This window comes from Cryobacterium sp. M15 (assembly GCF_002929675.1).
GTDB classification, from domain to species: domain Bacteria; phylum Actinomycetota; class Actinomycetes; order Actinomycetales; family Microbacteriaceae; genus Cryobacterium; species Cryobacterium lyxosi.
Genome location: NZ_PJJW01000032.1, coordinates 99499 through 125362, shown reverse-complemented (window position 1 = coordinate 125362; position 25864 = coordinate 99499). Strand labels below are relative to the sequence as shown.

Here is a 25864-nt window from a genome sequence, read left to right as displayed (position 1 = left end):
TGGTTTTAGGCGGCGTTGAGGGCCATGTTTATTGTCTCAAACTCGATCGGGGACGAAATGGTTGGGGGTTGCAATTGCGCCCTCTGGCGAGTGCAAAGCGGTGCTTGAATTAGAGCAGAGCTGTGGTCAGCCAGTTTCTTTCCCGGCGGTCATTGCCGCTGTCGATGTTGCCATCGTCACGGAGCAGGCCAGCGGGACAAAGCTGATTTTACGAGAAGCTACCCCGATGTTTACGGGCCAGTCGAAGGCAGCGCTCTCGTCGCTCTCGGTGTATCACTCCAAATGAGGTTCACCATTTGGGCATACCGGAACGAACCGCGCTCGGTCGGGTCCTTGAGAAGTCGTGGCCGCATGCCGGGTTGGTGACACCCTCGTCGTGATCCTGCTCGACCGGCTGGCGCGGTGGACGATCGCCGTGCTTAGGACCGAAACAATCATCGAGCTATCATCAGGGTATGAAGCGCATAACGTACAGCGGCGGGTCCATCGTCACGAGCAACGCCATCACGACAGCGCTTCTTCGCTACATCACCTCTTTGGCCGACACCGACAATAGTGTGACCGTGGATGTCACCGTGCTTGAAGAGAACGATGAGACGTGCATGCACACGCTCGTTCTCAGTCCAGCCAGCCAGTTCGACGTCTGCGACGTTGAAGGGATGACGGAGGAAGAAGAGGTGGCACGTTTTCCGGTACCAGAAATGCCCATGATCGGCATCATCGGGACCGTCGAAAGCACAGGCGACGCTGGCCGGACGGCGGAAGACTTCAACCGCATGACAAGTGAAATTGATAATGGACTGGGACAGTAATCATGGGTAAATTTGTTTACGGAACCCCGTCGATCTCCATCGAGTTCGATGATCGGGTGCTCGCTCATCTTAAGGTCGTCATTCTGGCCAAGGTGCGCCGCGGAGAAAGTTTTACGTTTTCGTGGGAATACTCGGCGGCAGCAGGAAGCGGTCACAGTTCCATCTGGATCCATCCGACAATCCCGCTTCAATTCGACTTCTTCGGCAGCAAAGAGCCCCGCCTTAACCGTGCCTGGGTCGAAGAACTCGCCCGCTTGTCAAACACACCAGCGGGACTGCGGGTGACGCCGGAACCAACCGAGTCCGAGGCGCCCTCACACCCCTGATAAACGCCTGACCACACCACACCAGTGGCCAAGCGTGTGGAAGCTCCCGCGCAGTTTGTACCCGGCATCCCGCCAACGCCCACGACCCTCACGGCCTGCTGCACGAAGCTTTCGGCGAGTACGGCATATCTTCAGATACACCGCCTGTTACGTGGCCGCTGCGAGGTCAAGAGCGCCGGCCAACAGACAAGACCCCAACCCGGTTCGTACTGCGGGCGGACGCGTCACTTTTCGTGTCGAGTAGCGCAGTTGCGGGACTAATCCGTTTGAGATTATGCGGTCGTTTCAAAGTTGTAACCGTAATCATCCTCAAACGCGGACGTAGAGCCGGGCTGAGGATCCAGGGAAAGACCAAAAGACGTGGCCCCTGTGCGCGCCACCCGCTGCCTCATGTACGACACGATGTCACGATTGTCAGGTTCAGGTTTGTCGGTATGTGAGGTTTCCGCCATAACAGGGGTGCCCCGACTCAACAGCAGCAGAGCCTGTACCTCATCTCCGCCAGCACCATAAGCCATCAACCGGACAGTATCTGCCCCTCCAGAACGAGCCAACGTCGCCGCGTATATAACGACAAGTTCCGCTACCTCATCCCCCACAAGCAAGCTCTTGTTGACAAACGTCAAATTCATCATGCAAAAACCGTAGCACCAAAAAGAAAACGCTCAAGTCCTTGCATTTCAGCGCACGACGATATCAGAAATTTCCCTCCGCAACGTACTTGCCCGACCCAAAACGTATGCCTCAGCACTGACAGGCCATAAAACAGAACCAGAAGGCGGCTACAGCGTCACAAACAAACGGTTGCGCCACCACTCTTTCCCGCACCAGGTATCCAGCACGGATGGTCGCGCGATTTTCACATCAACCCCGGTGACGGCTCTCCACAAAATCTCGAATGAGCCAATCCTGCAGCCCGCCTGACCACCCCTCGGAAGTCACGAACGGAAACATAAAGGAACCACTCACGACTGCGAACCGCGGCGGCATTTAAGCCGTCCAGCGCGAACACCTGACCCCGCTCTGCAAGATAGCTTGCCAAGCGCTTCGAGAGTCGTGTCACTCCAAGTGGACGAATTCCAGCGTGCGGTGTGCGGTGTGCGGTGTCCGGTGTCCGGTGTGTGGACCGTCACGAGTCGCATATTGGTCTTTCCGCGGTGTCAGGCTTGCACATCTCCGCGCCATCCGACATCGTCGGTTCCTTTCGCCTCGATGAACTCCTTAAAGTCCGCGAGGTCTTTCTTGATGGCGTGGTCGTCGATACCGAGAGCAGCCCCAGCCTTCTCAAGCAGCCCTGTTGCCTCCCAATCAAGCTGAACCGTCACACGCGTCTCGTTCGCAGCCAACTTATGAAACGTGACAACGCCCGCGTGGTCGACTTGGCCGCCGGTGCTGTTCCAGGCAACACGCTCGTCGGGGTGCTGCTCAGTTATCCGAGCCTCAAACGTGCGCTCCACGCCGCCGATTTTAACCGTCCACTCGGTGAGAGTGTCCGTTACTTGAGTGATGGATTCAATAAAACTCAAAAACTTTGGAAACTCCTCGAATTTAGTCCACTGGTTGTAAGCGACGGTAACGGGAACGTTAACGTCGACAGTCTCGATGGCGTTGGGCATGATGACCTCCTAATGCGAATTCAACGGATGAAATAGTTTCTGCAACCCCCTTCACCGTACCGAAGGCAAATCCAAGGTCAACCCGGGTAAGGAAATACTCGCAGGAACGAGAAGGTACCTGTGCACGGAACCTCAGCAGCGTGAACAAGCAATGGGACGGGCTAAACGACGGGCGAGGGAGGCTCTTCAGAATCTCTCTCGGTGCCAGGGCGTAGCGCGACCAAAATGCGCTTCAGATCGATAACGATCGCGGCCGTGGGGCTAAGCGATGTCGTCCCGGCACCCAACTCTTGCATGCCATGCAGAATCGCCTCGACTGCCACTACGGCAGCATCAAAGGGTGCGTTATCATTCGGGCTGTCGTCCGTGGCACGCAAAGTTTCCGCGACCGCGTGCAGGGCATCGCTCAGAACCGGCCGCAGCTCGGACGGCAGCTCAAGGGGAATAGGTTTACCCCAGATCATGCCCGTAAAAACCTCAGTCAGATTGCGCACGTGAAAAGTGACGTTCTCCAGAGCCGCGAGGTCCTCATAGTCGACAACAAGATTTCTGCGGTATCGGGTTGCTCGTATTTCCCCCAGCCAATGGCGAAATGCCAGGGCTGCTGTCGACGGGACGCTTAGCGATCCGGACAGGCGAAGAGCGCCTTGTCCCACTCGTCGGTCGACAAGTCAAGATCTCCAGCCTTCGCTGCGATCTCTACCCAAAACTAACCAGGGTTATTGCTGCTTTACGTCGAAGCGCGCTGCAATTATCGGACTCCTCAAACCTCTCGGCAGAGGCGTGTGATTTTTGCCTGCGGTGGTGTTTTGCCCCCCCCCCGAAATGGGCATCGAAATTCAATGCAAAATCATATAGTTTGACATTCTGGTAAAAACCAGAGCGACAAAATTACTTAACGTCTGCTGCAATTCGGGCAGGCGTCACATCAACTTGGAGAAATTTCCCATGCGTAAGTCCGCCCAAAAACGGTCCACTAAGAAAACTATTATTACTGCGGGTTTGGTCTTGGCTCTCGTCGCCGGTGGCGGGGCAGCATTTGCTTACTGGACCACTACGGGAACCGGATCCGGAACCGCAGCCGCGGGAGCGAACGTGGCAATTTCCGTGGTGCAGACAAGCGCACCCTCGAACGTGAATCCCGGTGCCGCAGCACAGGTTCTGAGTGGAAACTTCACCAACACCAATACCGGCCCGGTATACGTCACATCGGTCACCGCGTCTATTGCAGCGGTAACCAAGGCCACAGGCGCACCCGCAGGTGCTTGTACCGCAGCCGATTATGTTCTCAGCGACGCCCTCATGCCTGTCGGGCGGCTGATTCCGGCCGGCACGGCGCAGGACTCTTGGGCCGGCGCGAAAATCGCCTTCAACAACAACCCGACGACCTCCCAGGATGCTTGCAAGAACGCCACGATTACATTCAGCTACGTCGCGGCTTAACCAGAGCGGAGCAGGACCGAGTCGACGGCAGGGTCCTACCCTGCCGTCGACTCGGGTTTCATGTCGCAACATCAAATCGCCCGATGCAACTGGATACTGTGAGGAGAAACTGCAATGACTCGCTTGTGGCACCTACGGACCATCATATGTTGTGCGCTTATCTTAGGCGGCTTAGCTGCCGGTGGTGCAGCTGTCGCCTATTGGGCTACGGCCGGGGCTGGAAATGGGACCGCCCGCTCCAGTGTCTCCCCGGTCATTGACTTGACTGCCGGGACGACTGCCGCCGACCTGTTCCCTGGTGGGAGCGCCACAGTTTCCACGATCGCTGCCAACCCTGCCGCGAGTTCGGGGCGGATCAGTTCTCTCGCCCTGAACACCGCGGAGGGAATGGGTGGCTTCACCATCAGCGGGGCCCCCAACTGTGCGGGTTCCGCGTTCTCGTTCACACCGCAGACCAATAACGGTGCAGGCTGGACAGTGCCGGGTAACTCGACTCTGACGATCACGCTCCCCTCCGCCATATCGCTCAGCTCGACCGCCGCAAACGCCTGCCAAGGCGCGAACGTGACCGTTCATCTGATCGCGGGCAGTTGATGCGGACACGTACCTCAAGCACGATCTCTTCGATTCTCGCCGCGACTCTCACCGCGATGATCGCGGCTACCCTTTTTCCAGCGCCAGCAGCAGCCTTCTGGAGTGTCACGAGTACCTCCTCCAGCGCAGGCGCGGCGGCCACCGGCGCCGTGAATCCAGGTTCAACGCCCGCAGTGACAGTCTCAGACCGCAACACCATTACGATCAGCTGGGACCGCACGACGCTTTCGAACGGAGCGCCGGTGAGCGGATACCGTATCAGCCGCTACGACAGCGCCAATGTTCCGCAGCAGCTCCTGGGAAACTGTACTGGCACAGTCACGGCCACCGAGTGCACCGAACCCGGCGTTCCTGACGGCTTATGGACCTACACCGTCACCCCCCTCTTCCTCACCAACTGGACGGGAAGCCCCAGTAGCAACAGCCCGGGAGTCCGCACAGATATCGCCGCTCCCTTCAACGCGATTTCCCGCACAGCCGTCTCCGGAGCCTCCTTCCTCTCCGGCACAACCGTCTTCTACCGGGGTATCGCCGCCGGATCATTCCGTTTGTCGAATGCCGTCACCGATGCCGGTTCAGGAGCAGGTTCCAGTACCACCGGGGTACTGAGCGGAACCACGACAGGGTGGGCCCACACTCCCTCAGCCGTATCATCACCGTCGGGTGGTCCTTTCGTCTCGAACCTGTTCTCGTGGGCGGCATCCACGACGACCCAGCCGACGATCGGTATCGCCGGCCAGGACATTGCCGGGAACACCATCGGCAGCACCCTCGCTTTTGTCCTAGATAACACCGGACCCACTGGTGGCGCAATCACCTACGCCAACGGCTACACCTCCGCCACAACTGTCCCGATCACCCTCTCCCCCATTTCAGACGCGGGCGCCGGCAACACATCGGGAGGAAGTCGCTACCTGCAACGGGCCACCGCGATATTAGATGGGAACGTATGCGGCACCTTCAGTTCCTTCACGAATCACATCACTAACCCGCTTGTGTCACCGGAAATCCAGCTAGTGACCGTAGAGAACGGCTCTTGCTACCAATACCGGTACCTGATCACCGACAACCTCGGCAACCGCACCGTCACCACCTCAACGGCCAGTATCAAAGCCCGAAACTACGAGACCATCATCGCCAACACCCCGGGCCTTCTCAGCCACTGGCGTCTCGCGGACACTACTACCGTCATCGACGACATCCGCCCAGCCAACAACAATGGAACCTACTTCAACTCCCCCACCCAGGGTGTGGCGGGTGCCATCATAGGTGATGCAAACACCGCGGTAACCTTCGACGGTGCTAACGACTACGCTCAGGTCACCCGTCAAATATCCAACGATTTTTCCATCGAATTTTGGTTCAAATCCACCCAGGGCCGCGGCACTGGCAACAACTGGTACGACGGGGCCGGACTCGTCGACGCCGAGCTCGGAGGCGTCGCCAACGACTTTGGTATCGCTCTCATGGCTAATGGCCGTGTCGCCGCCGGCACCGGCAACCCCGACACCACCATCTCGTCCGAGCGCGGCTTCAACGATGGCGCGTGGCATCACGTGGTGATGACTAGAACCCAAACCAACGGAGACGTACGGCTCTACGTAGACGGAGATCTCAGCGCGACCGGCACGGGAAGCACCCGCGCACTCGCCAGCGCCACAACGATGAGCTTCGGCCAAATCAACACCGGGATGAACCTTTTCGCCGGGTCCCTCGACGAAATAGCCACATACACCACCATCCTCACGCCAACACAGATCAGCAACCACAACCTCTCCGGCAGATGACACTGCGCCCAAGTGAGCTGTCGCGGATATCCCGGGTAATGAGCAGCCCTCGCAAAATGCGAGTCTACTGAAAGTACACAGCCGCATGCCCGCAGCAGCTCACTGGCCCGGCCAGCGTGCCACGTGCGCGATCACGGCCGTCTCGCGCCGTGAACCATAGTCGAATGTGCGTCTCCTTCCCTGGTGTCTTTTGTTGGCCACAACAAGGCTGAGATCTCATTTAGTTCATGCGCGGCATTCGTGTAGTGCCAGTCAGCCTCCATCCTGTAGCAAAGGAGCTGTCTGTGATCTGGCACGCGGTGTTCTTGGCACCTGTCAGCTCATGCAGGTATTCACGAAGCCTGCCGACGCTGACCGGTGAGCCGCGGCCACCATCACACACCCAAGCCATTTTGTGAACACAGCACCACTGAGCTTTCCATCATCTGGGTCAAATAATGCTTCGTTATAGGTGGACGCGATGACAAGCAGGTTTTCTCCACATTCAATGTCGTCAATACTGAGCATGAGGTTGCCGGCGTCGGTGACGATGCCCGCGGAGCGCATTTCGCCGTCACCAGCCAGCGCCGACAGCATCCCTGCCTGATTTTCATCGGCAGGAAAGCTGTCGAATGTCCCACCAAAGACCAGTGTGAAGATCTCAGAAGAAAGCAGGGGATCGGGGATTTTCGCCGTCATGACGCTTTCGTGCGCGGCTGACGGTCGGTGGAACAGACTGTGCGCCCGTCGAATCACCTTCGAACTCAACAGCTTCGAACGTCGTAACGCTGACCTTGCGCCTGTGGCTTTGAGCATCGCGGTCGATTCATCACGGATCAGCGCCTCCGCGCGACCCGTTTCACTCTGCAGTACGTTATGCCATCACACCCGTCATCGACGCTGTCGCCCAGCCACACACCCTGAAGGACCCGCCCTGCGCTATCCACAGGATCGATGAGGACAGCAGGTAGCTGACCGCGACGATTCACGCTGACCAGAACGAATGCTGGCCATCGCGCAAATCGGCGTCGTAATGTCACGATCACGTTATTCACACAGCTCCTTGAACTGTTTAACATTACTGAGATTATGCAGCCCATAAGGCACAGCAATACCCCCATTTCGGCCATTCGTTTCTCCGACCAATACAAGACATAGCGAAAAGGATCTCCCCTCAACACCGCCAGATAAGTCCGAAAGCCTCAAATGTCGGCTCTGGCTGCTTGACTATCACCATGGACGCCGCATCATTTTCTCCTACTGGATACAACGCCGATTTCCTTGAAGTTCCTCTGCCGCTCCCAATCCCTCCCGCGGGAACCCTGATTCGTGAACTGCTCTACACACATTTCACCGTGCTCCTCGACCCCGCGCGGCGCCTCGCAATCGCGACCGCCGTCAACATCGACGGGGACCAGCTCGTTACCGCTGACCGAGGCGACGACTGGCACCTCGACTCGCGGATACCGCTCTACGAACAGGCCGGGGAGGCCGTCTACGCCAGAAACGACCTCGACCGCGGACACCTCGTCCGGCGCCGGGACCCGGTCTGGGGCGATACAACAACAGCCCGGCGAGCGAATTACGACACCTTCGCCTACACCAACGCCGCACCGCAAGCCGGAGCCTTTAACCAATCGAAAGAGCTCTGGCTCGGCCTCGAGGACCACGTCCTCACCTACGCACGCACCAACGGTAACCGCATCAGCGTCTTCACCGCCCCCGTACTCTCCGCCCAGGATCCGACATACCGCGGCGTGAAGATCCCGCAAGCATTCTGGAAGATCGCAGCATGGACAACGACGGCGGAAGACTCCACTGTTCTGCACGCTGCCGGGTTCGTCCTTGACCAAAGCCCACAATTAGAAGACCTCGACCTCGACACGGTCCGCGCTCGATCCCTCCTCGACGGTAATCCCCCGCCGCTTGGACCGTACCGCACCTATCAAGTACCTATCGTGGACATCATCGACCTCACCGGGCTCAACCTGACCGCCCTATCCGACGCAGACGTCTACGCCCCGGCCTCAGCTATCCGGCAAGGCACCGACCGTCGAACGCGCTGGGTCGAACTGATCGACACAGCAGGCATCCACCTCTAACCACACCGGATCCGCTACAGCCAGCTCAATCCCCGGCGCGGAGGTAGACATAAACAGTTTCTCGGCTGATCCCAAACTCACGAGCAAGAACAGCTTTCGGCACACCAGCGGCAGCCTTCTCGCGCAGCTCAGCCGCGCGAGCAATGTCAAGCGACGGGGTGCGGCCACGGTAGACGCCACGCTTCTTGGCCAAGGTAATGCCCTCGCGTTGACGCTCCCGAATCAAAGACCGCTCGAACTCAGCAAACGCTCCCATAACGCTCAAGAGCAGGTTCGCCATCGCGTTGTCATCGCCCGTGAAAGAGAGCTGCTCTTTCACGAACTCAACCCGAACCTTCTTCGCCGTGAGTCGGCGCACGATCAAACGGAGGTCATCCAAGTTGCGGGCAAGGCGATCCATGGAATGCACGAGAACGGTATCGCCGTCTCGGACGAACTTGATCATCTCTTCGAGCTCGGGCCTTTTCTGGTCCGTCCCCGACGCCTTGTCCTCGAACACCCGGTCGACGTCGACGCCAGCAAGCTGACGGATGGTGTTCTGATCGAGAGTGCTGACTCGCACATATCCAACTCGTTGACCCGTCATGTGACTTTTTCCCCTGTTCCGTCAAGTTAAACTCTAAGACCCGGTCGTGAGGGGTGTCCACCAATCAGAATTTGACCCTATCCTGACAATTTTTGACAAACGCTTCTGACGCCTAGTTGGGGTACACACCAAATTGACACTTCGTTGCTTGCTTCGACGCCTCTTAACGTCTCGCAACCGTCCTGGCCTACAAAAACGGTAACGCCGGTAAAAACACACGTTTCGAGACACGCCGACTCATCCGTCGCCCTTGGATAATGATGCCCAGATCCCGGTCATTGGCCGGAATACGTTCTGCTGCGCTCTCCACACTCGTGCATGGTCGATCTGTCTCGTCTATGTGTCTCGCAGCCCTCGGGCAGCGAGTCTGCGCCCAAGCACGCCTTGGTGATTCTTGACGGCACTCGCAGCAGCCAGCCATTCACGAATGACTGTTCACGGCCCCTGCTCCATTGCTTCGAGTGTCGCGTAAACGCGGGCGTGAGCGAAGAAGTCAATGCAGTGCAGCGAAGGCTCGGTCACGCCTGTGACTCTCGACACGTGTACCCCGCGTCTCCATCCACTGTGATGGAAGGACGCTGGCCTTCAGATCGCTTTATGTGCGCTTGGTGGTTTCCAAGTCCGTAGATCCTGCTACAGGTCGCGCAAATGTGACTGACACCCCTACACACCCATATTAGGGATAAGTGCGATTATCGGGGGTAAAAAACCGCCCCCTTGAAGTGAGATGAGGCTGAGTTGAAAAAGGGGTCGGAGGCGTTCTGGCCGCGCGATGGCGCGGGAGAACGACCGGGCGCCGGGCTCAGTAATGGAGCGCTAGGGCACGGCGGTGACGACGCGCGTCAGCGCTGGTAGCCGCTGTCGGGGTCGATGTCGCGAGCAGCTGTTTCGCCCAGGCCACGGGGATCGAGCTTCACTCCGCGCAGTTCAGGGAACCGACGCATCCGCGCTGGCAAGTCGGCTTCGGGCCCTGGTGGTTCGTTGCTTAAGCCGAGCACGGGTGCTGGTGGCACGTCCGGAACGGTCGGGAGCCCTTCGGCAAATATGGGCGTCAGGAGTTTGAGCGCCTTGTTGGGTAGCCCATCACCCGGGAAGAACTCCTCAAGGAGGTCTTCTGCGGCGTCGACGTTGGGGATCTCGCAAATGGCGAGGAGGTTGGCGATGTCTGAGTCGTCGCGGCCGGGACGTGAGGCGTTGAGCTTCATGGCCAGCAGAGCGCGCGGTGAAGCAACCTCGACGGTGATGCCTTCGCTGGCGTAGATGACTTCCCAGCCTGCGTCGGCGCCGTAGGCCGGGATGAATTGAGCGGCGTTGCTATTGAGCCAATCTGGCGGCCACTGGTTTTCACGGGCTACTTCTGCGGCAGCCGCGAGAATTGGCGCTTCAGGCTGTAGCCGTGCGTCTATGTCGGTGGTTGTGCGTCGATCGAAGTAGCGCAGTGCCAGCGCAGCACCTCCCACGATGCGAATTCCTGCGGGTCGACCGGTTGCACGAAGCTTCGTGATGACTGCGTTGATACCCCGGATTAGGTCATCTCGATCAAGCTCGTCGCGGGCCATTAGATGCTCACTAGAGTGGCTGCTTCGATCAGAATGCCACGACGCAGGAACTCGGGCGGCACTTCTGCCGGGTCGGCCAGGATATTGTAGCGGGTGGTTCTTGGCTGCCAAGGCTCGTCCGGGTTTCCGACCTGTGCGGTGATCCATTCGGGTACCGGAAGAGCATCCGCGTTCAAGCGGTACTCGCAGAGAGCCGCGATCGCCGCATCCCAGTGTGCTGATCCAGTCGGCGCCGGCTCGGTAAGTGTGAGGCCAACCCGGGTCGCACCAGCTTCGGCTGCCAGGTTGTCGGCCAGCTGGATGAAGCGCCGGAACGCATGCGCGGTATTAGCGACCCCGACGCTTCCGAACGCGGTGTTAGCCAGCGTGGTGTCAGCCAGCGCTGTGTTGGCCAGCGCTGCATCGCTGGTAGATGCGTCCGCAAGCGCCGCGCTGATCTGGTCTGCAATGCGGGCGGCGTCCGCTCGCACGGTGGGAATCGTGACCAGGATGTGTTGCGTCTTGCCTAGAAGTGCTTCCAAAGTCGAAACGGTTGGATCGCGCTTGCCGTTCTCAATGAGGGAGAGAGATGACCCCGCGATCCCTGAACGACGCGAGAGCTCGCTCTGGCTGAGACCGCTGGCTGCTCGAGCGGCACGTGCGAGGATAGTGGCTGTCATAACGATCACGTTCCTTTACTAATTCGTAAACTCTATCAGGGTTGCTTAGTCGACGGGTTTCAGGATTGATAGCGGCTGTCGACGGTCGCCCGGCTGTGGGGCCGGTCAATGTTCTGGCGTTTGCCACTCTGGCGTGCCATTACGGGCGCTGCACTGACATCGGGAGTTCACCAATCAGGACTTCGCTGTCGTGAAGCCACAGGTCAACGAGCGCGTCACCGCGTCCTGCGGATTCCACGAGGCCCCCCACGCTGATCTGGATCACCTGGGCAGGGTTGCCAGTCCACAGCTCCACGCGTCGCCCCAACTCGTCGACGAAATCCTCACGGAGGCTCGCGGGCACCTCATCCGGGTACACGACCAGCAGGTCGACGTCGGAGTCGGCCGTGGCTTCACCTCGTTCGACCGACCCATACAGCACGACAGCGGTTCCGTTCGGGGCGCTCTCGTTGGCAAGAGCACGTATGCGCTGACGGAACTCAGTCAAAACGTTAAGCGTCGTCTCCACTGTCGACCAGAGTAAATGCTCCCGATTCACGCGGTAGAGCGTCTCCGCCCGCCGGGACGCTGCCAGCACGAGGCCTACCCGAGTAAGACGCTCCAGGGCGCCCTGGACGCCCCTGATGCTCACAGTTCCGCCCAAGACACGTTGGATCTAGCGACCGTTTACGGACGCCGACCCGCGCGCGAGGGCAGTCAGGACTGCGCCCTCGGTTCGACCGAAGACAGTGACAAGCGGCATCCCAAGATTCATTGAGTCCTCCAAGTAGGCTGTGAACCTGATACCTACAGGTATCACGTGATACCTAAATGGCTCAAGTGTTCAGGTAACTCTCGGATAGAGACTTGGACATCGAAGCGCCGTTCTGCACCGCTTCCTGGTACCCAGTGGCTCACTGGGCACGCTCTAATTCGTGTTTACCGTTGCTAAACACGAATCACAGCGGGACTAGTGGTGGTTGTCCTGGCAAACACGAGATGCGTCATCTCGGATTTTCGTCCGCTCGTCCTCTGTCTCTGGCATGCTGGTGTCTCTGGCATGCTGGGCGGATGGGCCAGGTACTCGACAATCTGCGCGACTTTTGCGGCACGTACCTCTTCTGGTTCCCGGATTTCGCACAGTCTCCCGGATTCGCAGGGTGCTTGGCCGTCGTCGCTGCCGTTATCGCTTATATCGCGACGACGAAGAACTCCCGCAAGGAGCAATGGTGGAAGCGCGCCGAGTACGCACTAAACCTGACCTTGGCGGCGGAGGAGACCACGCAGATAACCGGCCTCGAAATGCTCGACGCGCTCGAATCGAAGACCAAGCCAGAACGAGCGTTTATCGAAGCGGCAACGCAGTGGTTCCTGGACCCGGGGCCCACGAGAATATTCACTGGTCCTGCTAGCGCGCCCGCTGAGAACGATGATTTGCCCATACCAACCAGCATCCGCGCTCGAATCTTTGGCTTCATACGTGGCATTTTCAGGAGCCCGCGCGCATAATTGGTACAGGAATAGGAGGCACACCATGACGATCAACGAGATTCAGCAACGCCAGAGTGACAGCCGACCCAGCCCGAAAGCTCAGGCCGTGGCGGCGCGCGTTCGCGTGAACGCCAACCGCCGCGGTGGCGTGGCGACGCCACAGTGGATCGTCAAGCTTTCTCAGACACCTGCCGCGAAGTAGTTTCTTCACTCGCCAAGACAGCGAGCTCGTAACCGGCTAGATGTCTTCCTTGAGTGCTTGCCGCAGATCGACACCGTTTGTCAAAAACAGCGGTGCGCGCTGCGTCCGCGAGTCTCCACTTCACGCCATCGCGGCTTGGACGCACCGGTCAAGAACATCCAGCTCGGCCAGCGCCCCTTACGCAGCCCACACACGATTCTTTTTGCGCCCGGTGATTTCCTGGATGTACCCGGCTCGGGTGAGCTGGTCGATGGCCCGGTAGGCCGGGAAAGCCACAGACCCAGACCGTGCCTCGATCTCGGCCGCACTCATCACCGGGTGGTCATAGAACGCCTGAATCAGTGCGGCGGCCGCGGATCCGGCGCGAGGGCGCAGCTCTGCTACCCAAGCATCGGGCATCGCCTTCAGTCGAGCGATTGTGCCGCGCGAGCACTCGGCGGCAGCACGGGCTGAGTGCGCGAACAAGCTAATTAGCGGCCCGGGATCGCCGCGGCGGTAGGCGCCGAGCGCTGCAAAATAGTCGTCGCGGCGGGCGAGGAGTCCACTGGCAAGAGGCACAACGGCGTTACTTCAGTCCGGAACGGCGCTAGCAGTTCCATGTAGGCGGTCAACTTGTCAGCGCTCGCGTAGAGTGTGCGGCCGACCGTGTCGTACCGGCTCCAGCCGCGGACATCGTCGCCGGGCTCGCGAGCTTTCGGAGCAAGCGGGCCGTAAGACTGCCGTGCGATTCGGAAGGGGCTCCCCGTGCCCGAGGTGAGCGCGAGCCCGGTTTTCGTGCAGATTCGGGCGGTCACCGTTGCGTCAACCGCTGAACGAATCGTCGATGAGGGCATCGGCGGCGCGACTGACCTCCTTGAGACGATCTTCCCTGATTGCATTAGCCGGGGTGTCGTAGTCCAGCCAGGGGTTGGCGCCGATGAACCACACTCGTGCGACGTGCTCGCCCTCGACCTCGGCGACCTTTTGCCACTGCTCGTAGGCAAAGGCGAGTCGCTTGATTGCCTCCGGGCGCGGCTGGGGGCCACCCTCTTTGGCCCACTTGTGTGAGGCCTTGGTATCCTTCGAGCCAGCCAGCACAGCCACGAGCGTCCCGCCCAGGGCAGCGTTGAGACGTCGGGTTATCTCGCGGATGTCGAGTCGAATCGTTCGCTTGAACGCGCCCGTCGCGGCGTCGCGCGTTACGTACCGTTTGGCGAGCTGAGCGGGGGCCTTGACAGCAGTCTTGTTTGGCGTTTTGTTGGCCATTGCGAGCCCCATCTCCATCTGTCGTGTATTCCAACACTACGCGCGAGTGCACGGAGTATCTACCATCAAGCTAGCGTAAAGACACGAAAAAGACACTCGAAGTACACCGTATTCATATGATCCGCTGGACGAAGTCGGCAGCCGGACAACGCGCGCTGATGACGGTGCGACTCCGGGGCGAGATCAAGGAGCACGACCGCTACGCATGCGTGCAGTGCCGCGTCTCGGTTGCCGCCGAGCCGCACCTCTTGCTCGAAATCGACCACATAATGCCGGTGTCCCAAGTCGGCGCGGGCGCGTATGGGCGATTTGACGCGTCCGGCAGCCTCGATCAGGGCTGCGGTATCAAGAAGTGCGCGACGACTGTCAGGAATAGAACCACGGGCACGGTGAAGACGACAATTCGGGAAATGAGGCCCAGCCAGCGGTTTGCTCGGGGCCGAAGCAACAGCCCGACGATGACAGTCGCGAGTAATGCGAAAAGGATGCCTGCGCTGATCAACGATGCACGAACAGGCAACAACTGCGGAGGGCATACCGCCGGAAGACTAGCCGAACAGGCCCAACCGGGCAGGACCGGCTGCGCCATCCAAAGCACTAACAAGCCCAGAAGGACGACGCAAGCTGCAACTACAGGTGAGCGCGTGGCGCCGCGTGTCTTGTTGGGCATGTCACCAGACTATCGATCAGGAACCCCTAGACCGGTGTGTTTGAACCCGGTCTCGTCGTGCCAACCCGCGAGCTGCTCGTTGACGTAAAAGGGACTGGGGAGTGGCTTCATGTTTTTGGACACGGTCGTGCCTTTCGAGTTCTTATGGTGGGTGGTAGTCGGGTCAGCGTCCCGGCTCGGGGGGCTGACCCTCGGCAACTACAGAACCGTCGCCGTCTCCGTCGACGAACAGCTCCGGGAAGCGCTGCTTGCGCTGGGCCAAGCGCGGGGTGCCCACCGCTGACGCCGGTTGCGCAGCGTTTTCGGTCACGAACTTCGCGGCGTGCTCGAACTGGACCTCGTTGAATGCGGAGGTCATGTGCTCAATCTCGGCGCTGCGGATGTTGTTCTTGTGCGCGGTTTCGCGCCAGGTGCCGACCGCACGCGTTACGCGGGAAAGTACCTCAGATGCTTCGGGCTTCGTCAGACGATAAGCGTCTCGGCCCTCAATCAGCAGGCGCACGTCACGGTTCGAGGGGTCGTCTCGTTCGTTGATCTGTCGCGAACGCACTCGGCTTCCCGCACGAGTCGGGTTCACATCGAAGACCGGGCTCAGCCGCCAAGTGCTGTTCTCCCGTGTGAACCCGTGGTTCTTCCAGTGGTCGTCGACGTTGCCCACGAGCACACCGAGCGCTACGCGGCCGAACATCTCGCGCAGGTCGTCAGCGGACGCCGAGAGCGTGACCTGATCGATAGTGTCGGCGAAGTCTTCGTAGTTGGCCGTCTTCTGCGGTCCGAGCTGCATTGCCGTCAGCGCGGACATGTAGCCGACACGTTCGTGAGCAGCCGGGCGGCGGTCGAAACGCTCGATGAGCAGCGAGGATTTGTGTTCGTCCAGACGGATCAGGCGGTGGCGGGGCACGCGCAGGCCGGCCGCCGTTGCAAGATCCAGCACCGTTGCTTCCCAGGCCTCCGTGTCGATGCGCCGGTCGCGGTTCGAGGGGAGCTTCATCAGCCACAGGCTGCCGTCGGATTCCTGGATGGTGGCCTTGGGCCGGGCGCCACCGAGACTGGACCCGGTGTAACCGAGGATCTCCATGTCCTCGTCCGTGGCTTCATATTCCTCGAACCGGGCGACAGCTTCAGCTATGCGCCGTACGTCGTTCGGGTTCGTCGCGGTGTGCGCGGCGGCGGTCAGCCACTCGGGGGCAGCGTGACGAAGCGCTATCGTGCTGGGCTCTCTAAACCGGAGCGCACCCATGCGGGTGAGGTCATTCTGCTGCACCAGGTGGTCAAACTCGCCGATCGCGAGCGGCTGCGCTCTGCTGGGCGTTGCAGCAGACACACCGGTTCGCCCTCGTGCAAACGCCGCGTCGATGAGGCCTGTGCCCCAGTCGTCCGGCGTCGCATCGGAGAACGCGCCAAACAGCGCAGCGTCCTCACCGGAGAACTGTTTACCGGCCACGAGGGGTAGTTCTGGCGAGATCGCGTACGCGGCCGGGCTCGCAACGTACTCAGCCGTGTACTCGAAGCTGCTGCCCCCAAGCAGCCTGCTGCTACCAACGAAAGTTGCGCGGAGGTGACCGACCATGACGGGAGCCGCCGGGCCTTCGTCGAGATACACGTCGACAGCGTCGACGAGCCTCATCTGGTCGTGGCTCATGAGTTCGTCACTTTCCGTTCGCTGCGGGCTGGCGGGTGCTGGTTGGCGGGTGCTGGCCTGCCATGCCGATCTGCTCGTCCATGAGAGCCCGACCGGCGATCGAGTTCCACGGGTCGGTGCTGGCGATCACTGTGTTGGCCATGCCGAGGGAAGTCAACACAGCGAGCAGCGAGTCAATGCGAGGAGCGCCGGTGCCGGTCTCGATCGCCCGAAGTGTGTCCCGGGTGACGTGGGCACGCTCGGCCAGCACCGTGGCGCTGAGGCCCTGGAGCTTCCGCCACCGGGCGATGTTCGAGCCGAGCTCTTTGAGCATGCGTGTTCGTGCGGGCGAGCGTCTGGTTACCATGATTGCTCCTCCCAAGATGACAGGTATACCTGTCAATATTAGCTGTTATTGGTAATTTTGTCTGTCAGTAATCCAGCGCACATGTCACTTGGGTTTCAGTGGTTATAGCAATGTGACATGCGGCCGAGCACCCGGAGGGCGATCCTCAACGCGGGCTGTGAACCTGATACCTCCAGAAGTCACGTGATTCCGCCATGAATCAGGTGTTCAGGTACCCAAGAAATCGCCCGGCCTAAGCGCTGAGCTTAGGACGAGCGAGTTCTTCGCTCAGGAATCAGCTACTGCGCGTCATTGGCTGCTCGGCGTCGCTAAATCCTACGCAGGGCCGTCAGCTATCGAGCTTTTCGAGCTTGTCGGTTATCTTGTTTCTTTCCCGATGCAGCTTCCACCAGCTGACCGAGTTGCGCACCTGGATCAGACCGATCTCGGCGAGGTCGGGAAGACCCTCTTCGGCGAGTTTCTGCTCGACCAAGTCCTTGTCGGCACTGTCTGTCGACTCGATGATGGCATGAGCGCGCTTGATCCGTTCAGCTGCGAGCGGGTGGGCGGCAACAGCAGCATCGGCCGCTTCGAGCTTGATTTGAAGCTCCGGCTGGGATTCTCGACTGAACATAGCTGGTCTACAACCTTCTGGCTCTTCATCTTCGGGGACTTCTGTCAGCGCATGCTGTCTAGGGGTAGACAAGATGACCGTAACAGAGAGCCGGCAGTATGTTTGGGGTGACCTCCAGAACACAGAATTTACTCGGTGATCAGCAGCTCTAGTCCGATTCTTGGCTGGTGAACTCGTCTCGCGTGGCCGCGAAATCGAGCGGATTTCAGCTCGACAGTTTCGCGGTCAGGCCCCATGCTGGGTTATCGCTTCGCGCGACGCTCTGCCTCCGCAACCAGTTTCGAGCGGCGTGCTCGACGAGCGCCCTGGCAGCATCTTGGCGAACACCGGCTGTTCCATATTGATAGTTGCTCTTATCAGCCAGCAACGCGGTGAGATGCCTGCGCGGCGCAGCGTCTGGCTGAGTCGCTTCCACGAGAAGGGCAACGGCGTCGTTGTGGTTTCCGCTGCGGGAGCACTCGCCGAGGAGAACGCCGCAGATAACGTCTGAGGCCGCGATGCCTGCGTTCACCGCATTCGAGCCGGCCACCTTCCAGGAGGACACACTGTCGTCTTCGACGAACGGCTGCGCTGCCTCGAGGAACTTCAGTGCGTCCGCGAGCCGAGCCTGGATCGCAGACCGGTCGATGTTCTGGCGCTTGGCCGTTTGGCGTGCCATTACTGGTGCTGATCTAGTGTCGGGAGTTCACCGATCAGGACTTCGCTGTCGTTCAGCCACAGATCGACAAGCGCATCACCACGTCCTGCGGATTCCACGAGGCCGCCCACGGTGATGTGGATCACCTGTGCCGGGTTGCCTGTCCAGAGCTCTACGCGACGCCCCAGCTCATCGACGAAGTCCTCACGGAGACTCGCGGGTATCTGGTCCGGGTACACGACCAGCAGGTCGATGTCGGAGTCGGCGGTGGCTTCAACTCGTTCGACCGACTCATACAGCACGACAGCGGTTCCGTTCGGGGCGCTCTCGTGGGCAAGATCGCGGATGCGCTGGCGGAGCGTAGTCAAAGAGTTCATCGTCGCCTCCACGGTCAACCAGAGCAGATGTTCCCGATTCACACGGTAAAGCGTCTCGGCCTGTCGGGACGCTGCCAGCACAAGCCCGGCCCGAGTCAAACGCTCTAGGGCGCCCGGGACGCCCCTGATGCTTACTGTTCCGCCGAGGAGACGTTCGATCTGGCGGCCGTTCACCGACGCCGACCCGCGCGCGAGGGCGGTCAGGACTGCGCCCTCGGTTCGACCGAAGACAGTGACAAGCGGCATTCCGAGATCCATCGAATCCTCCAAGTAGGCTGCGAGCCTGATACGTACAGGTATCACGTGATACTTAAATGACTCAAGTGTTCAGCTAACGCTCGGATAGAGGTCCTGGCATCGATGCTCGGGAGAATCGGAAGCACATCGCCGCGCTCGACACAGCTACGCGACCTGACCGATCAGAGAGTTCATGAAGCAGTTCGGTTCTGGCAGTGAATATCAGGACCCCCAGTCACAGAGATCGCCACAACTGACGGGCCGCGCCTCGCCCCCTTCGACGAGACTTCTTGAACGACGACGGTCTTTCCCCTGGTGACCGTCGGAATGAGCCGGTGTAGATACACGTGCTGAATCAGGTCAGGATGCAGCTCAGCAGTCAGCAGGAGCTGAGTGGGCCAAAGCCGTCCCCGGGGCTACGCCCCGTCGGCATAGAAGCGTGCAATCCAGATTCGACGCATGCGCCGATTCTGGAGCCTCTGAAGGTCCGAGAGGGCATAAGCGGATAACTGGAATTCCTAAGTTCAGGCAGCTCCGCAAAAAGCCGCGCACCTGCCTGAACTTACCAATCCCACTGGGCAGAGAACCGGGCCAGCGACTGTGCTGGCAGCAAGGGTTGGTGGAGTGACAGCGCCTTCCGGTGCGGATCCTGGACTGGCTCTGGAGCGGTGTTGGAACAGACTCTGAAACGGTGTTGGAGCTGTATTGGAGCAGCGTTGGAGCTAGCTCTGAAACAGCGCTGTAGCCGGCCTGTAGCCGCTGCGGGAGCCGCTCTCTTTTTACTCAGCGCACTGGGCAGAGGTGGCAAGCCCGCGCTGAATCTGGTGACGAGGTCTGGTGACTGGTGTCGTTGCTGAGGTCGTTGCTGAGAAGCGGCAGGGACGCCTCTACGAGGCCAGTAGCGGGCACAAGAGAAGCAGCAACAGGATGCCCGAGACGAGCTCGGATACGGGCGTAAGAAGCCACAGGAGAGGCGACCGTCTCCGCTGCGCTGCGTCGATCCCCTGCGCCGGTAATGAGGCAAAGGTAGCCGCGTGCCCGCGGCCACGGCAGGGTGAAACGAGCATGGTGACAAAGGGTGAAACGCGCCCTGCATCGCTACGCTCAATGGCTGTCACCCTGGTGCCAAGGCCCCAGAAAAGCCGGTGACAGCCAAACCCCGCCTTTCCAACGCAACATGATGTCACTGTCTCCATCCCCTAGTGCTGTCTCCTACGTCGACGGGGATGGAGACAGAGGGTGTGGAACCATCATGTTTCGCTGATATACGTGCAGATATGACCACGATTCTCCGCTGAAGCTCCGAATGCGTGAGGAGAAGGGAAAGGGCATAAGGTTCGACGACACCACGCGTCGATTTTCATTCCGCTGCGCTACATGAAAATCTTGCTTTGGTGGTCGGCATAGCCGACGTCGACTGCGCCCTCCGCTGCGCTCCGGCCTTGCCCTTCGTCGCTGCGCTCCTCGGGTCCTTACTGCGCCGTTACCCCTCTGTTCGCTGACGCTCACCTGGGTAATGTCTTGCCCTCTCAACACCCCTGGTGGGGTGTTATCGGGTGCCCAGCTGCAGACGACTCTCCTCCGCTTCGCTCCCCCACGAACGCCGCCAGTAAATCACCGGCGTCCCGCCGGTGACAGTGAAGAGGTGAAGGTTCTTTTCAAACTCAAAGTAGAAGCTAATGGTCCGCGGCCGTCATCCCACTTCCCCGCGAGTGCGGAGCAGCCGAAGTACGAGACTTGATCTCGAAAAACTCCCAAGGCCGGGAATGCAACCATATGGCTCTCCCTCAGAGGCAGAGCCCGGGCTAACGTCGTTGTTTGTCGTGATCCACCGAAGGACCGCGCAAGGAACGGCTGAAGTCTCATCAGTATCCCCGACGAATCATTCTCTGAATGATTCGCGCAACCGTTTTGCAGCAACCGCCAATCGGAGGCCCCCACTCATCAGCGATTGGCCATCTTGGGCCGGGCGTCAACACCCGCGATGCTTTCGTTGCCGAGCTCTCGACGGGCTGGCAAGATACCCATGCACCCGTCCACCCTGGCGATCGGCCTGGCGGCTTTACCGCTCCTAGACTGGCGGAGACCGCATTCGCAGATTCGAGAGCCGTGACGAACACACCTTGGTTGAAGAGCATGGAGCACGGTGCGCTCGGAGAAGCCCGGGCGAAGGCGTTCCTGATGAACCGCTTCTGGGTTCTTGAACGGTCGGTCGACGTCCACGGCGCGGACTTCATTGTCCAGCTCAACTCGCTACGGGTCAACGTTCTCGACTCAAAGCCACCGCGGTTCGGCGTGATCCAGGTCAAGTTCGTTCAGGACGGAAACACCAATATGTCTGTGCCTGTACGGTACACGCAGGATGAGGCCGGGAATCCAGCAGGAGAGTTTTTCCTCATCGTCTGTACGGGCCGTGATGACGATGAACGTCTGTTCCTGCTTTCGGCAGCGGAAATTTCTGCAATGTTCACGCGAAAGTCAGACGACGACCGAGACGTGTATGAAGGCCGTGCCAATCAAATTCTTCGCGACAGTAACTTCGAAGTAATCTCACAATCCCTGGGATTGAAGCGGATCGAGGCGGCGCTGACTCGGGCAGACGTTCGGCAGAACAAGCAGTATTTGCGGCATCTCGGCGCGGGGGGTGCCCCTATGTGTTTCGTCAAGTCGTGAGTGATGTTTTGATTTCGTAGAGGGTGCCGTCGCGGAGCATGGCGTAGAGCACGTCGCAGCGTCGGCGGGCCAGGGCGATCAGGGCTTGGTTGTGGCGTTTGCCTTGGGCGATCTTGCGGTCGTAGTACCTGCGTGAGACGGGGTCGCTGAGGGCGGCGAAAGCCGACAGGAACAGCGTTCGTTTGAGAACCTTGTTGCCGCGCCGTGAGGGATGCTCGCCACGGATGGACGAGCCAGAGCGTCGGGTCACCGGCGCGAGGCCGGCGTAGGAGGCGAGGTGGTCTGCGGTGGCAAAGCCCTTGCCGCTGATCTCGGTGATGACGCGGGCGGCGGTCCTGACGCCGACGCCGGGCATGCTCCTGATGATCGGTTCCAGCGGGTTCGCCTCGACGAGCTCGGCGACCTCGACGGCGATCTCCGCGCGTTGACGGCGCAGCGTCCCCAACTGTTCGGCGAGGCGCGGCAGCACCGCCCGGGTAGCGTGGGTGCCGCCGACGACGACGGTCTGCTCGGACAAAGCGTGGAAGATTTCCTCCGCCAGGCGACGGCCCATGCGTGCGGCGAGCTTGACGAGGCGGTTGCCGAGCCGGGCTTTGCCGAGGGCTTTGAGCGCGGTCGGTGTCGGGTATCTCTGGAGGAGGTCCACGACGGCCGGGTGGTCGAGGTGCGGGCCCAGAACCCGCTCCAACGCTGGGTGGATCTGCATCAGCAAGCCCCGGATCCGGTTGCTCGTCGCGGTCATCTGACCGACGATGTCATCGTCGAATCCGCATAACATCGACAGCTCTGCGACCTGCTCATCTTCGAGCCGAATCGGCCGCAACGCGTGCGGGAGGGTACGGGCAGCTTCGGCGATGATCGCCGCGTCGCGGGCATCCGTCTTCGCTTCACCAGCGTGCAGAACAGCTATGCGCCTCATCGCCAGGCCCGGCAAATAGCCCACCAGGATGCCTTCGGCATACGCGACAGCCACCGGCAGTGCGCCCACGGTTTCGGGCTGGTCGACGACCAAGAGCACCTGGCCGCGCAGCTTCAGCTTGCGGATGACCGCTCGCAATTTGGCCTCGTCGTTGGGTAGCGCTTTGTCGTAAAGTCGCTTCCCGGAGCGGCCCAGCGCGACCGCGTGATGTTCGCTTTTTCCAACGTCAACACCTATGAACACGTCAACGCTGTCGTAATTCTCAATCATGAGTTTCCCGTCAGCCATGCGGATCGGTTGGCCTGTCCACGGCATCAAGTCTCGGCATCCACGTTACGTTCGGCCAGGAAACCAGTTCCAGTCGAGCCCCTATTAGCGATCACCCAATACCAGTCAGGCCCGGTGACAACACCCCCCGGATCATTAACGACTGGGGGCAGCAACCATGCCGGGCCTAACAGGCCAACACCCTTCAGAAGCAAAGCTTCAAGGGCTACCTACAAGGTAACGGGGCTGCCCGCAGGGAGAGTGTTGACGCCGACTATCTACTCCCGCTAATAAATAGGGTAGGAAACATTCCCGACGGCATCCTCGAACAGAAACGCGTTGCACGAAAACTTCTAAATGAGATGGAGGACGTCACCGAAGCGCTCGCCTAAATCGTCGAGAGCACGGATCCACTGGAAATAGACCGGCTCGTCAATGATGTCGTCGACAAGCATAGAAACCACACAGGGATGATCGTGTTCTCTGGCAACGGTGTTGGCAATTACGACTTGGCTCAGGCCGCAGAACAACACCTCGCTCATCTCAATCTGATTCGCAGATCAGGGATTGCCGGTGCATACTTCAATTTGATCGAAAGCGTCGACAAGGCAGCTCGACTTTTCGCGCTTCAAAGTGTTGGCCTGGACGACAAAGCCGTCCACATGCATGTGTCCTACATCCCGGAGACACTTGCCGGGGTCAATATCAGGTTTGCAGCGGAAGACGTCTTATGCGATTCCGGCGTCTGGAGACCCGAAGATCAGGCGTGGGTTGTCGCTTCGTCACCCGGCGAAAAATCATTGTGCTTCGCACCCGAATGGGCGATGTCCCGCGGCGGAAGATGTCAACCTTTGTGAGTCAGTTTCTTTAGCCGGTCATTGAGTTCGTTTCTTTCTTTTCGGGTTCGTTGATCCAGGTCGTCGTCGGGAACGTTGGTGGCTGCGGGTGCTGCCGCACGAAGCGTTCCGGGTGGGCGGCATATGCCGTCGTGAGAACGCGGGCGCGAGCGTGCTGGATGGCCGGCGCGCGGCCATGATGAAGGTTGAAAGGGGTGTGCATTCCGATGCCGGAATGGCGATGCTCGTGGTTGTACCAGTCGTAGAATTCGGTGCAGAATGAGCGTGCCTCGGCGAGGCTGTAGAACCGGTCGGGGAACTCGGGCCGGTACTTCAGAATTTTGAAATGCGACTCCGAAAAGGGATTGTCATTACTCGTATGCGGGCGGGAGTGCGACTTGGTCACGCCCAGGTCGGCGAGCAGAAATGCGACGGGTTTCGACGCCATCGAGGAGCCGTTGTCGGAGTGGATCGTCAGCTGGTCTCGGCGAATGTTCTGCTTGTCGATCGTGTCGAACAGGAGCCGCTCAGCCAGTTCGGCGGACTCCCGGGTCGCGACCATCCAGCCGACGACGTACCGCGAGTAAATGTCGATAATCGTATACAAGTGAAAGTACGACCATTTGGCCGGGCCCATCAGCTTCGATATATCCCACGACCACGTCATGTTGGGTCCCGTCGCGATCAGTTCGGGCTTGACGCGCGCCGGGTGCTCGGCCTAAGAACGACGCTCACCGGTCTCGCCGTGGGCGCGGAATAGACGATACATCGTCGCTACCGAGCAGAGGTAGGCGCCCTCGTCGAGGAGGATCGCCTGGATCTCCGCCGGCGCCTTGTCCACGAACCGCTCGGACCGCAACACCTCCAGAACAGCAGCGCGCTCCAGCTCGGTCAGCGCGCGCGGCTGCTTCGCCGGCTGCGGCCGGGGCCGCGGCGATGACGGCGGCCGTGGCGACCGCGGGTGTTGGCGGTAGTGCGTCGCCCGCGACCGGCCCACGGCCAAACACGCGTCCCGCGTGCCCACGAGAGGGACGAGGGCGCTGATGGTGGCGTCGATTATTTCTCGGTGTTCGTCTCGCTGCTGTTGGTCGAGAGTTGATCCAACAGAGCCGAGAGTTTTCCCTGGATCGCGATCACCTGCCTCGCCGTATCCAACTCGCCCGACAGCCGGAGATTCTCTTTCCGCAGCCGGGCCGCGTCCTTCTCCGACGTACTCGCCGGCGGCGCTCCCGCCGGCCGCGCCAACGCAGCCAGCACCCCCTTATCTCGCTGGTCACGCCACGAGCTGACTAAGGAGGTATACAGCTTTTCCCGGCGGAGCAGCGCGCCGCGGGCCTGCCGGTTCAGGCTGTCGTACTCGGTCAGAATGTCGCGTTTGTACTTGGCGGTATAGGTTCGCCTCCGAGCACGCTCGGGAACCTGGGGATCGGGAACATCTTCCATCTCTACAGCCTGCCCGGTCGAGCTACGTTCTGTCATTACTGCGTTCGTCAAGGGGAACTCCTTCCCCACCCTCTACGACACTATTCGGGACGATCCCGGTGCCTTATCCAAGGTTGACAGAGAGGGCTGTGGCGCTCGTGAAGTTCTTCGCAGTGTGGATGTGCTCGTACCGACTGAAAATAGGGCCAGCGCCACATGACGGTCTCGGGCCAGGCTGGAGCTGCCCGTCAGGGCAGCTCCAGCCGTGGCCTTCAGATTGCTGTCCCGCTGTCAGCGCGGTTTGCCCGGCGAGAAGGGCCTTGGTTTGCATGGTGTGTAGCTTCATCAGGTTGTGTCACGCGGCTATCAGGTCCCATTCGTGGGCGGCTTGTTCCAGCCCGCGCAGGAGGACGAATTTTCCTTGCCGGGCGTGGATTTGGCCGAACACGGGCTCCACGATCGCTTTGCGCCGCGCATAAACAGCGTGGCCCTTCTTCGTCTTCAGCTTCCGAGCCATGCGTTCGCGCAAGGTCGCATTGGCGGGGATCCGACCCCGGGGGACGTCCGGAACGCGTTCGCCGTGCTTCACCCGACCGGTCGCGATGAAGAACTCAGTCAGGCCGTCGCTGGCCGCATCGACGGTCGTGACGTAGTCCAAGTTCGCTGCTGAACAATACCCGGCATCCATCAGGACTTGCTGGGGGTGAACGTCGATCGTGGACTGCAGCAAAGTAAAAAACTTTAGCAACCGGAGTAGTTCTTGAGGGAGGCGAGCCACAGGTTGCCGAGTTACTTCATGCTCTCTGCAGCCTTAATCGCCGCCACCACACCTAGGCGCTGGGCAA

At 60.2% G+C, this 25864-nt stretch carries 25 protein-coding genes and 3 pseudogenes; 9 read left to right on the top strand and 19 right to left on the bottom strand.

Annotation, left to right across the window (positions count from 1 at the left end; all coding sequences use genetic code 11):
• Window positions 1-455 precede the first annotated feature (455 nt).
• Both CXY83_RS04845 and CXY83_RS04840 read left to right on the top strand, forming a co-directional pair.
• Window positions 456-812 (top strand): hypothetical protein, encoded by a 357-nt coding sequence (locus tag CXY83_RS04845; RefSeq protein WP_104196252.1) that lies wholly within the window; start codon window positions 456-458, stop codon window positions 810-812.
• 2 nt (window positions 813-814) lie between these two features.
• A complete protein-coding gene (locus CXY83_RS04840; RefSeq protein WP_104196251.1) occupies window positions 815-1138 on the top strand; it encodes an ATP-dependent DNA ligase in 324 nt (107 codons plus the stop codon).
• A 272-nt stretch (window positions 1139-1410) separates the two neighbouring features.
• Here CXY83_RS04840 and CXY83_RS04835 read toward each other — a convergent pair whose 3' ends face one another.
• From CXY83_RS04835 to CXY83_RS04825, 3 genes are all read right to left on the bottom strand, one after another.
• Window positions 1411-1773 carry a hypothetical protein gene (locus CXY83_RS04835; RefSeq protein ID WP_104196250.1) on the bottom strand — a complete coding sequence of 121 codons (363 nt, stop codon included), beginning with the start codon at window positions 1771-1773 and terminating at the stop codon, window positions 1411-1413.
• Between the two features lie 525 nt (window positions 1774-2298).
• Complete coding sequence (locus tag CXY83_RS04830; protein WP_104196249.1) at window positions 2299-2754, bottom strand: SRPBCC family protein; 456 nt, start codon at window positions 2752-2754, stop codon at window positions 2299-2301.
• A 161-nt stretch (window positions 2755-2915) separates the two neighbouring features.
• Window positions 2916-3248 (bottom strand): hypothetical protein, encoded by a 333-nt coding sequence (locus CXY83_RS04825; protein WP_104196248.1) that lies wholly within the window; start codon window positions 3246-3248, stop codon window positions 2916-2918.
• Window positions 3249-3702: 454 nt separating this feature from the next.
• Between CXY83_RS04825 and CXY83_RS04820 the strand changes: the two genes are divergently transcribed.
• Window positions 3703-4197: a hypothetical protein gene (locus tag CXY83_RS04820; protein WP_146069851.1), complete on the top strand. Its 495-nt coding sequence runs from the start codon at window positions 3703-3705 to the stop codon at window positions 4195-4197.
• Window positions 4198-4790: 593 nt separating this feature from the next.
• The gene (locus tag CXY83_RS04810; RefSeq protein ID WP_104196245.1) at window positions 4791-6578 is read left to right on the top strand and encodes a LamG domain-containing protein; all 1788 of its coding nucleotides are present in this window, start codon (window positions 4791-4793) and stop codon (window positions 6576-6578) included.
• Between the two features lie 315 nt (window positions 6579-6893).
• On the opposite strand, the gene CXY83_RS04805 is transcribed toward CXY83_RS04810, so the two are convergent.
• Window positions 6894-7256 carry a hypothetical protein gene (locus tag CXY83_RS04805; RefSeq protein ID WP_104196244.1) on the bottom strand — a complete coding sequence of 121 codons (363 nt, stop codon included), beginning with the start codon at window positions 7254-7256 and terminating at the stop codon, window positions 6894-6896.
• Window positions 7257-7792: 536 nt separating this feature from the next.
• Here CXY83_RS04805 and CXY83_RS04800 point away from each other — a divergent pair.
• Window positions 7793-8659, top strand: coding sequence for a DNA/RNA non-specific endonuclease (locus tag CXY83_RS04800; protein WP_104196243.1), 867 nt, complete (start codon window positions 7793-7795; stop codon window positions 8657-8659).
• A 25-nt stretch (window positions 8660-8684) separates the two neighbouring features.
• Here CXY83_RS04800 and CXY83_RS04795 read toward each other — a convergent pair whose 3' ends face one another.
• From CXY83_RS04795 to CXY83_RS04780, 4 genes are all read right to left on the bottom strand, one after another.
• Window positions 8685-9245 carry a recombinase family protein gene (locus CXY83_RS04795; protein WP_104196242.1) on the bottom strand — a complete coding sequence of 187 codons (561 nt, stop codon included), beginning with the start codon at window positions 9243-9245 and terminating at the stop codon, window positions 8685-8687.
• A gap of 842 nt (window positions 9246-10087) precedes the next feature.
• Window positions 10088-10804 carry a DUF6036 family nucleotidyltransferase gene (locus tag CXY83_RS04790; RefSeq protein ID WP_199184888.1) on the bottom strand — a complete coding sequence of 239 codons (717 nt, stop codon included), beginning with the start codon at window positions 10802-10804 and terminating at the stop codon, window positions 10088-10090.
• The gene (locus CXY83_RS04785; protein WP_104196241.1) at window positions 10804-11463 is read right to left on the bottom strand and encodes a helix-turn-helix domain-containing protein; all 660 of its coding nucleotides are present in this window, start codon (window positions 11461-11463) and stop codon (window positions 10804-10806) included. The genes CXY83_RS04790 and CXY83_RS04785 overlap by 1 nt, the downstream gene beginning before the upstream one ends.
• Before the next feature lie 139 nt (window positions 11464-11602).
• A complete protein-coding gene (locus tag CXY83_RS04780; protein WP_233200588.1) occupies window positions 11603-12094 on the bottom strand; it encodes a nucleotidyltransferase family protein in 492 nt (163 codons plus the stop codon).
• 419 nt (window positions 12095-12513) lie between these two features.
• Here CXY83_RS04780 and CXY83_RS04775 point away from each other — a divergent pair, with 419 nt between their 5' ends.
• Window positions 12514-12951, top strand: a complete 438-nt coding sequence (locus CXY83_RS04775; RefSeq protein ID WP_104196239.1) for a hypothetical protein — start codon at window positions 12514-12516, stop codon at window positions 12949-12951.
• A 25-nt stretch (window positions 12952-12976) separates the two neighbouring features.
• Window positions 12977-13135 (top strand): hypothetical protein, encoded by a 159-nt coding sequence (locus CXY83_RS17605; protein WP_158251832.1) that lies wholly within the window; start codon window positions 12977-12979, stop codon window positions 13133-13135.
• Window positions 13136-13312: 177 nt separating this feature from the next.
• Here CXY83_RS17605 and CXY83_RS04770 read toward each other — a convergent pair whose 3' ends face one another.
• The 8 genes from CXY83_RS04770 to CXY83_RS04735 form a co-directional block, all read right to left on the bottom strand.
• Window positions 13313-13693 carry a hypothetical protein gene (locus tag CXY83_RS04770; protein ID WP_199184887.1) on the bottom strand — a complete coding sequence of 127 codons (381 nt, stop codon included), beginning with the start codon at window positions 13691-13693 and terminating at the stop codon, window positions 13313-13315.
• Between the two features lie 243 nt (window positions 13694-13936).
• Window positions 13937-14380, bottom strand: coding sequence for a hypothetical protein (locus CXY83_RS04765; RefSeq protein WP_369831122.1), 444 nt, complete (start codon window positions 14378-14380; stop codon window positions 13937-13939).
• A gap of 331 nt (window positions 14381-14711) precedes the next feature.
• Window positions 14712-15050 carry a hypothetical protein gene (locus CXY83_RS17600; RefSeq protein WP_158251831.1) on the bottom strand — a complete coding sequence of 113 codons (339 nt, stop codon included), beginning with the start codon at window positions 15048-15050 and terminating at the stop codon, window positions 14712-14714.
• Window positions 15051-15213: 163 nt separating this feature from the next.
• Window positions 15214-16692 carry a type II toxin-antitoxin system HipA family toxin gene (locus CXY83_RS04755; RefSeq protein ID WP_104196238.1) on the bottom strand — a complete coding sequence of 493 codons (1479 nt, stop codon included), beginning with the start codon at window positions 16690-16692 and terminating at the stop codon, window positions 15214-15216.
• Window positions 16693-16699: 7 nt separating this feature from the next.
• On the bottom strand, window positions 16700-17038 hold the full coding sequence (locus tag CXY83_RS04750) for a helix-turn-helix domain-containing protein (RefSeq protein ID WP_104196237.1): 339 nt from the start codon (window positions 17036-17038) through the stop codon (window positions 16700-16702).
• A 328-nt stretch (window positions 17039-17366) separates the two neighbouring features.
• Complete coding sequence (locus CXY83_RS04745) at window positions 17367-17651, bottom strand: hypothetical protein (protein WP_104196236.1); 285 nt, start codon at window positions 17649-17651, stop codon at window positions 17367-17369.
• 205 nt (window positions 17652-17856) lie between these two features.
• Window positions 17857-18309 (bottom strand): hypothetical protein, encoded by a 453-nt coding sequence (locus tag CXY83_RS04740; protein ID WP_104196235.1) that lies wholly within the window; start codon window positions 18307-18309, stop codon window positions 17857-17859.
• The gene (locus CXY83_RS04735) at window positions 18309-18911 is read right to left on the bottom strand and encodes a nucleotidyltransferase family protein (protein ID WP_146069850.1); all 603 of its coding nucleotides are present in this window, start codon (window positions 18909-18911) and stop codon (window positions 18309-18311) included. Before CXY83_RS04735 ends, CXY83_RS04740 begins: the two co-directional genes overlap by 1 nt.
• Window positions 18912-20795: 1884 nt before the next feature.
• Here CXY83_RS04735 and CXY83_RS04730 point away from each other — a divergent pair.
• Window positions 20796-21575, top strand: a complete 780-nt coding sequence (locus CXY83_RS04730) for a hypothetical protein (protein ID WP_146069849.1) — start codon at window positions 20796-20798, stop codon at window positions 21573-21575.
• Here the strand turns inward: CXY83_RS04730 and CXY83_RS04725 are convergent.
• Window positions 21565-22822 (bottom strand): annotated as a pseudogene (locus CXY83_RS04725) (IS110 family transposase). The gene CXY83_RS04730 and the pseudogene CXY83_RS04725 overlap by 11 nt on opposite strands.
• A gap of 409 nt (window positions 22823-23231) precedes the next feature.
• Here CXY83_RS04725 and CXY83_RS17330 point away from each other — a divergent pair.
• Window positions 23232-23618 carry a hypothetical protein gene (locus CXY83_RS17330; RefSeq protein WP_146069848.1) on the top strand — a complete coding sequence of 129 codons (387 nt, stop codon included), beginning with the start codon at window positions 23232-23234 and terminating at the stop codon, window positions 23616-23618.
• A gap of 10 nt (window positions 23619-23628) precedes the next feature.
• Here CXY83_RS17330 and CXY83_RS04715 read toward each other — a convergent pair.
• Both CXY83_RS04715 and CXY83_RS04700 read right to left on the bottom strand, forming a co-directional pair.
• A pseudogene (locus tag CXY83_RS04715) lies at window positions 23629-25076 on the bottom strand (IS3 family transposase).
• A gap of 298 nt (window positions 25077-25374) precedes the next feature.
• Window positions 25375-25734 (bottom strand): annotated as a pseudogene (locus tag CXY83_RS04700) (transposase); the annotation flags it as partial.
• Window positions 25735-25864 lie beyond the last annotated feature (130 nt).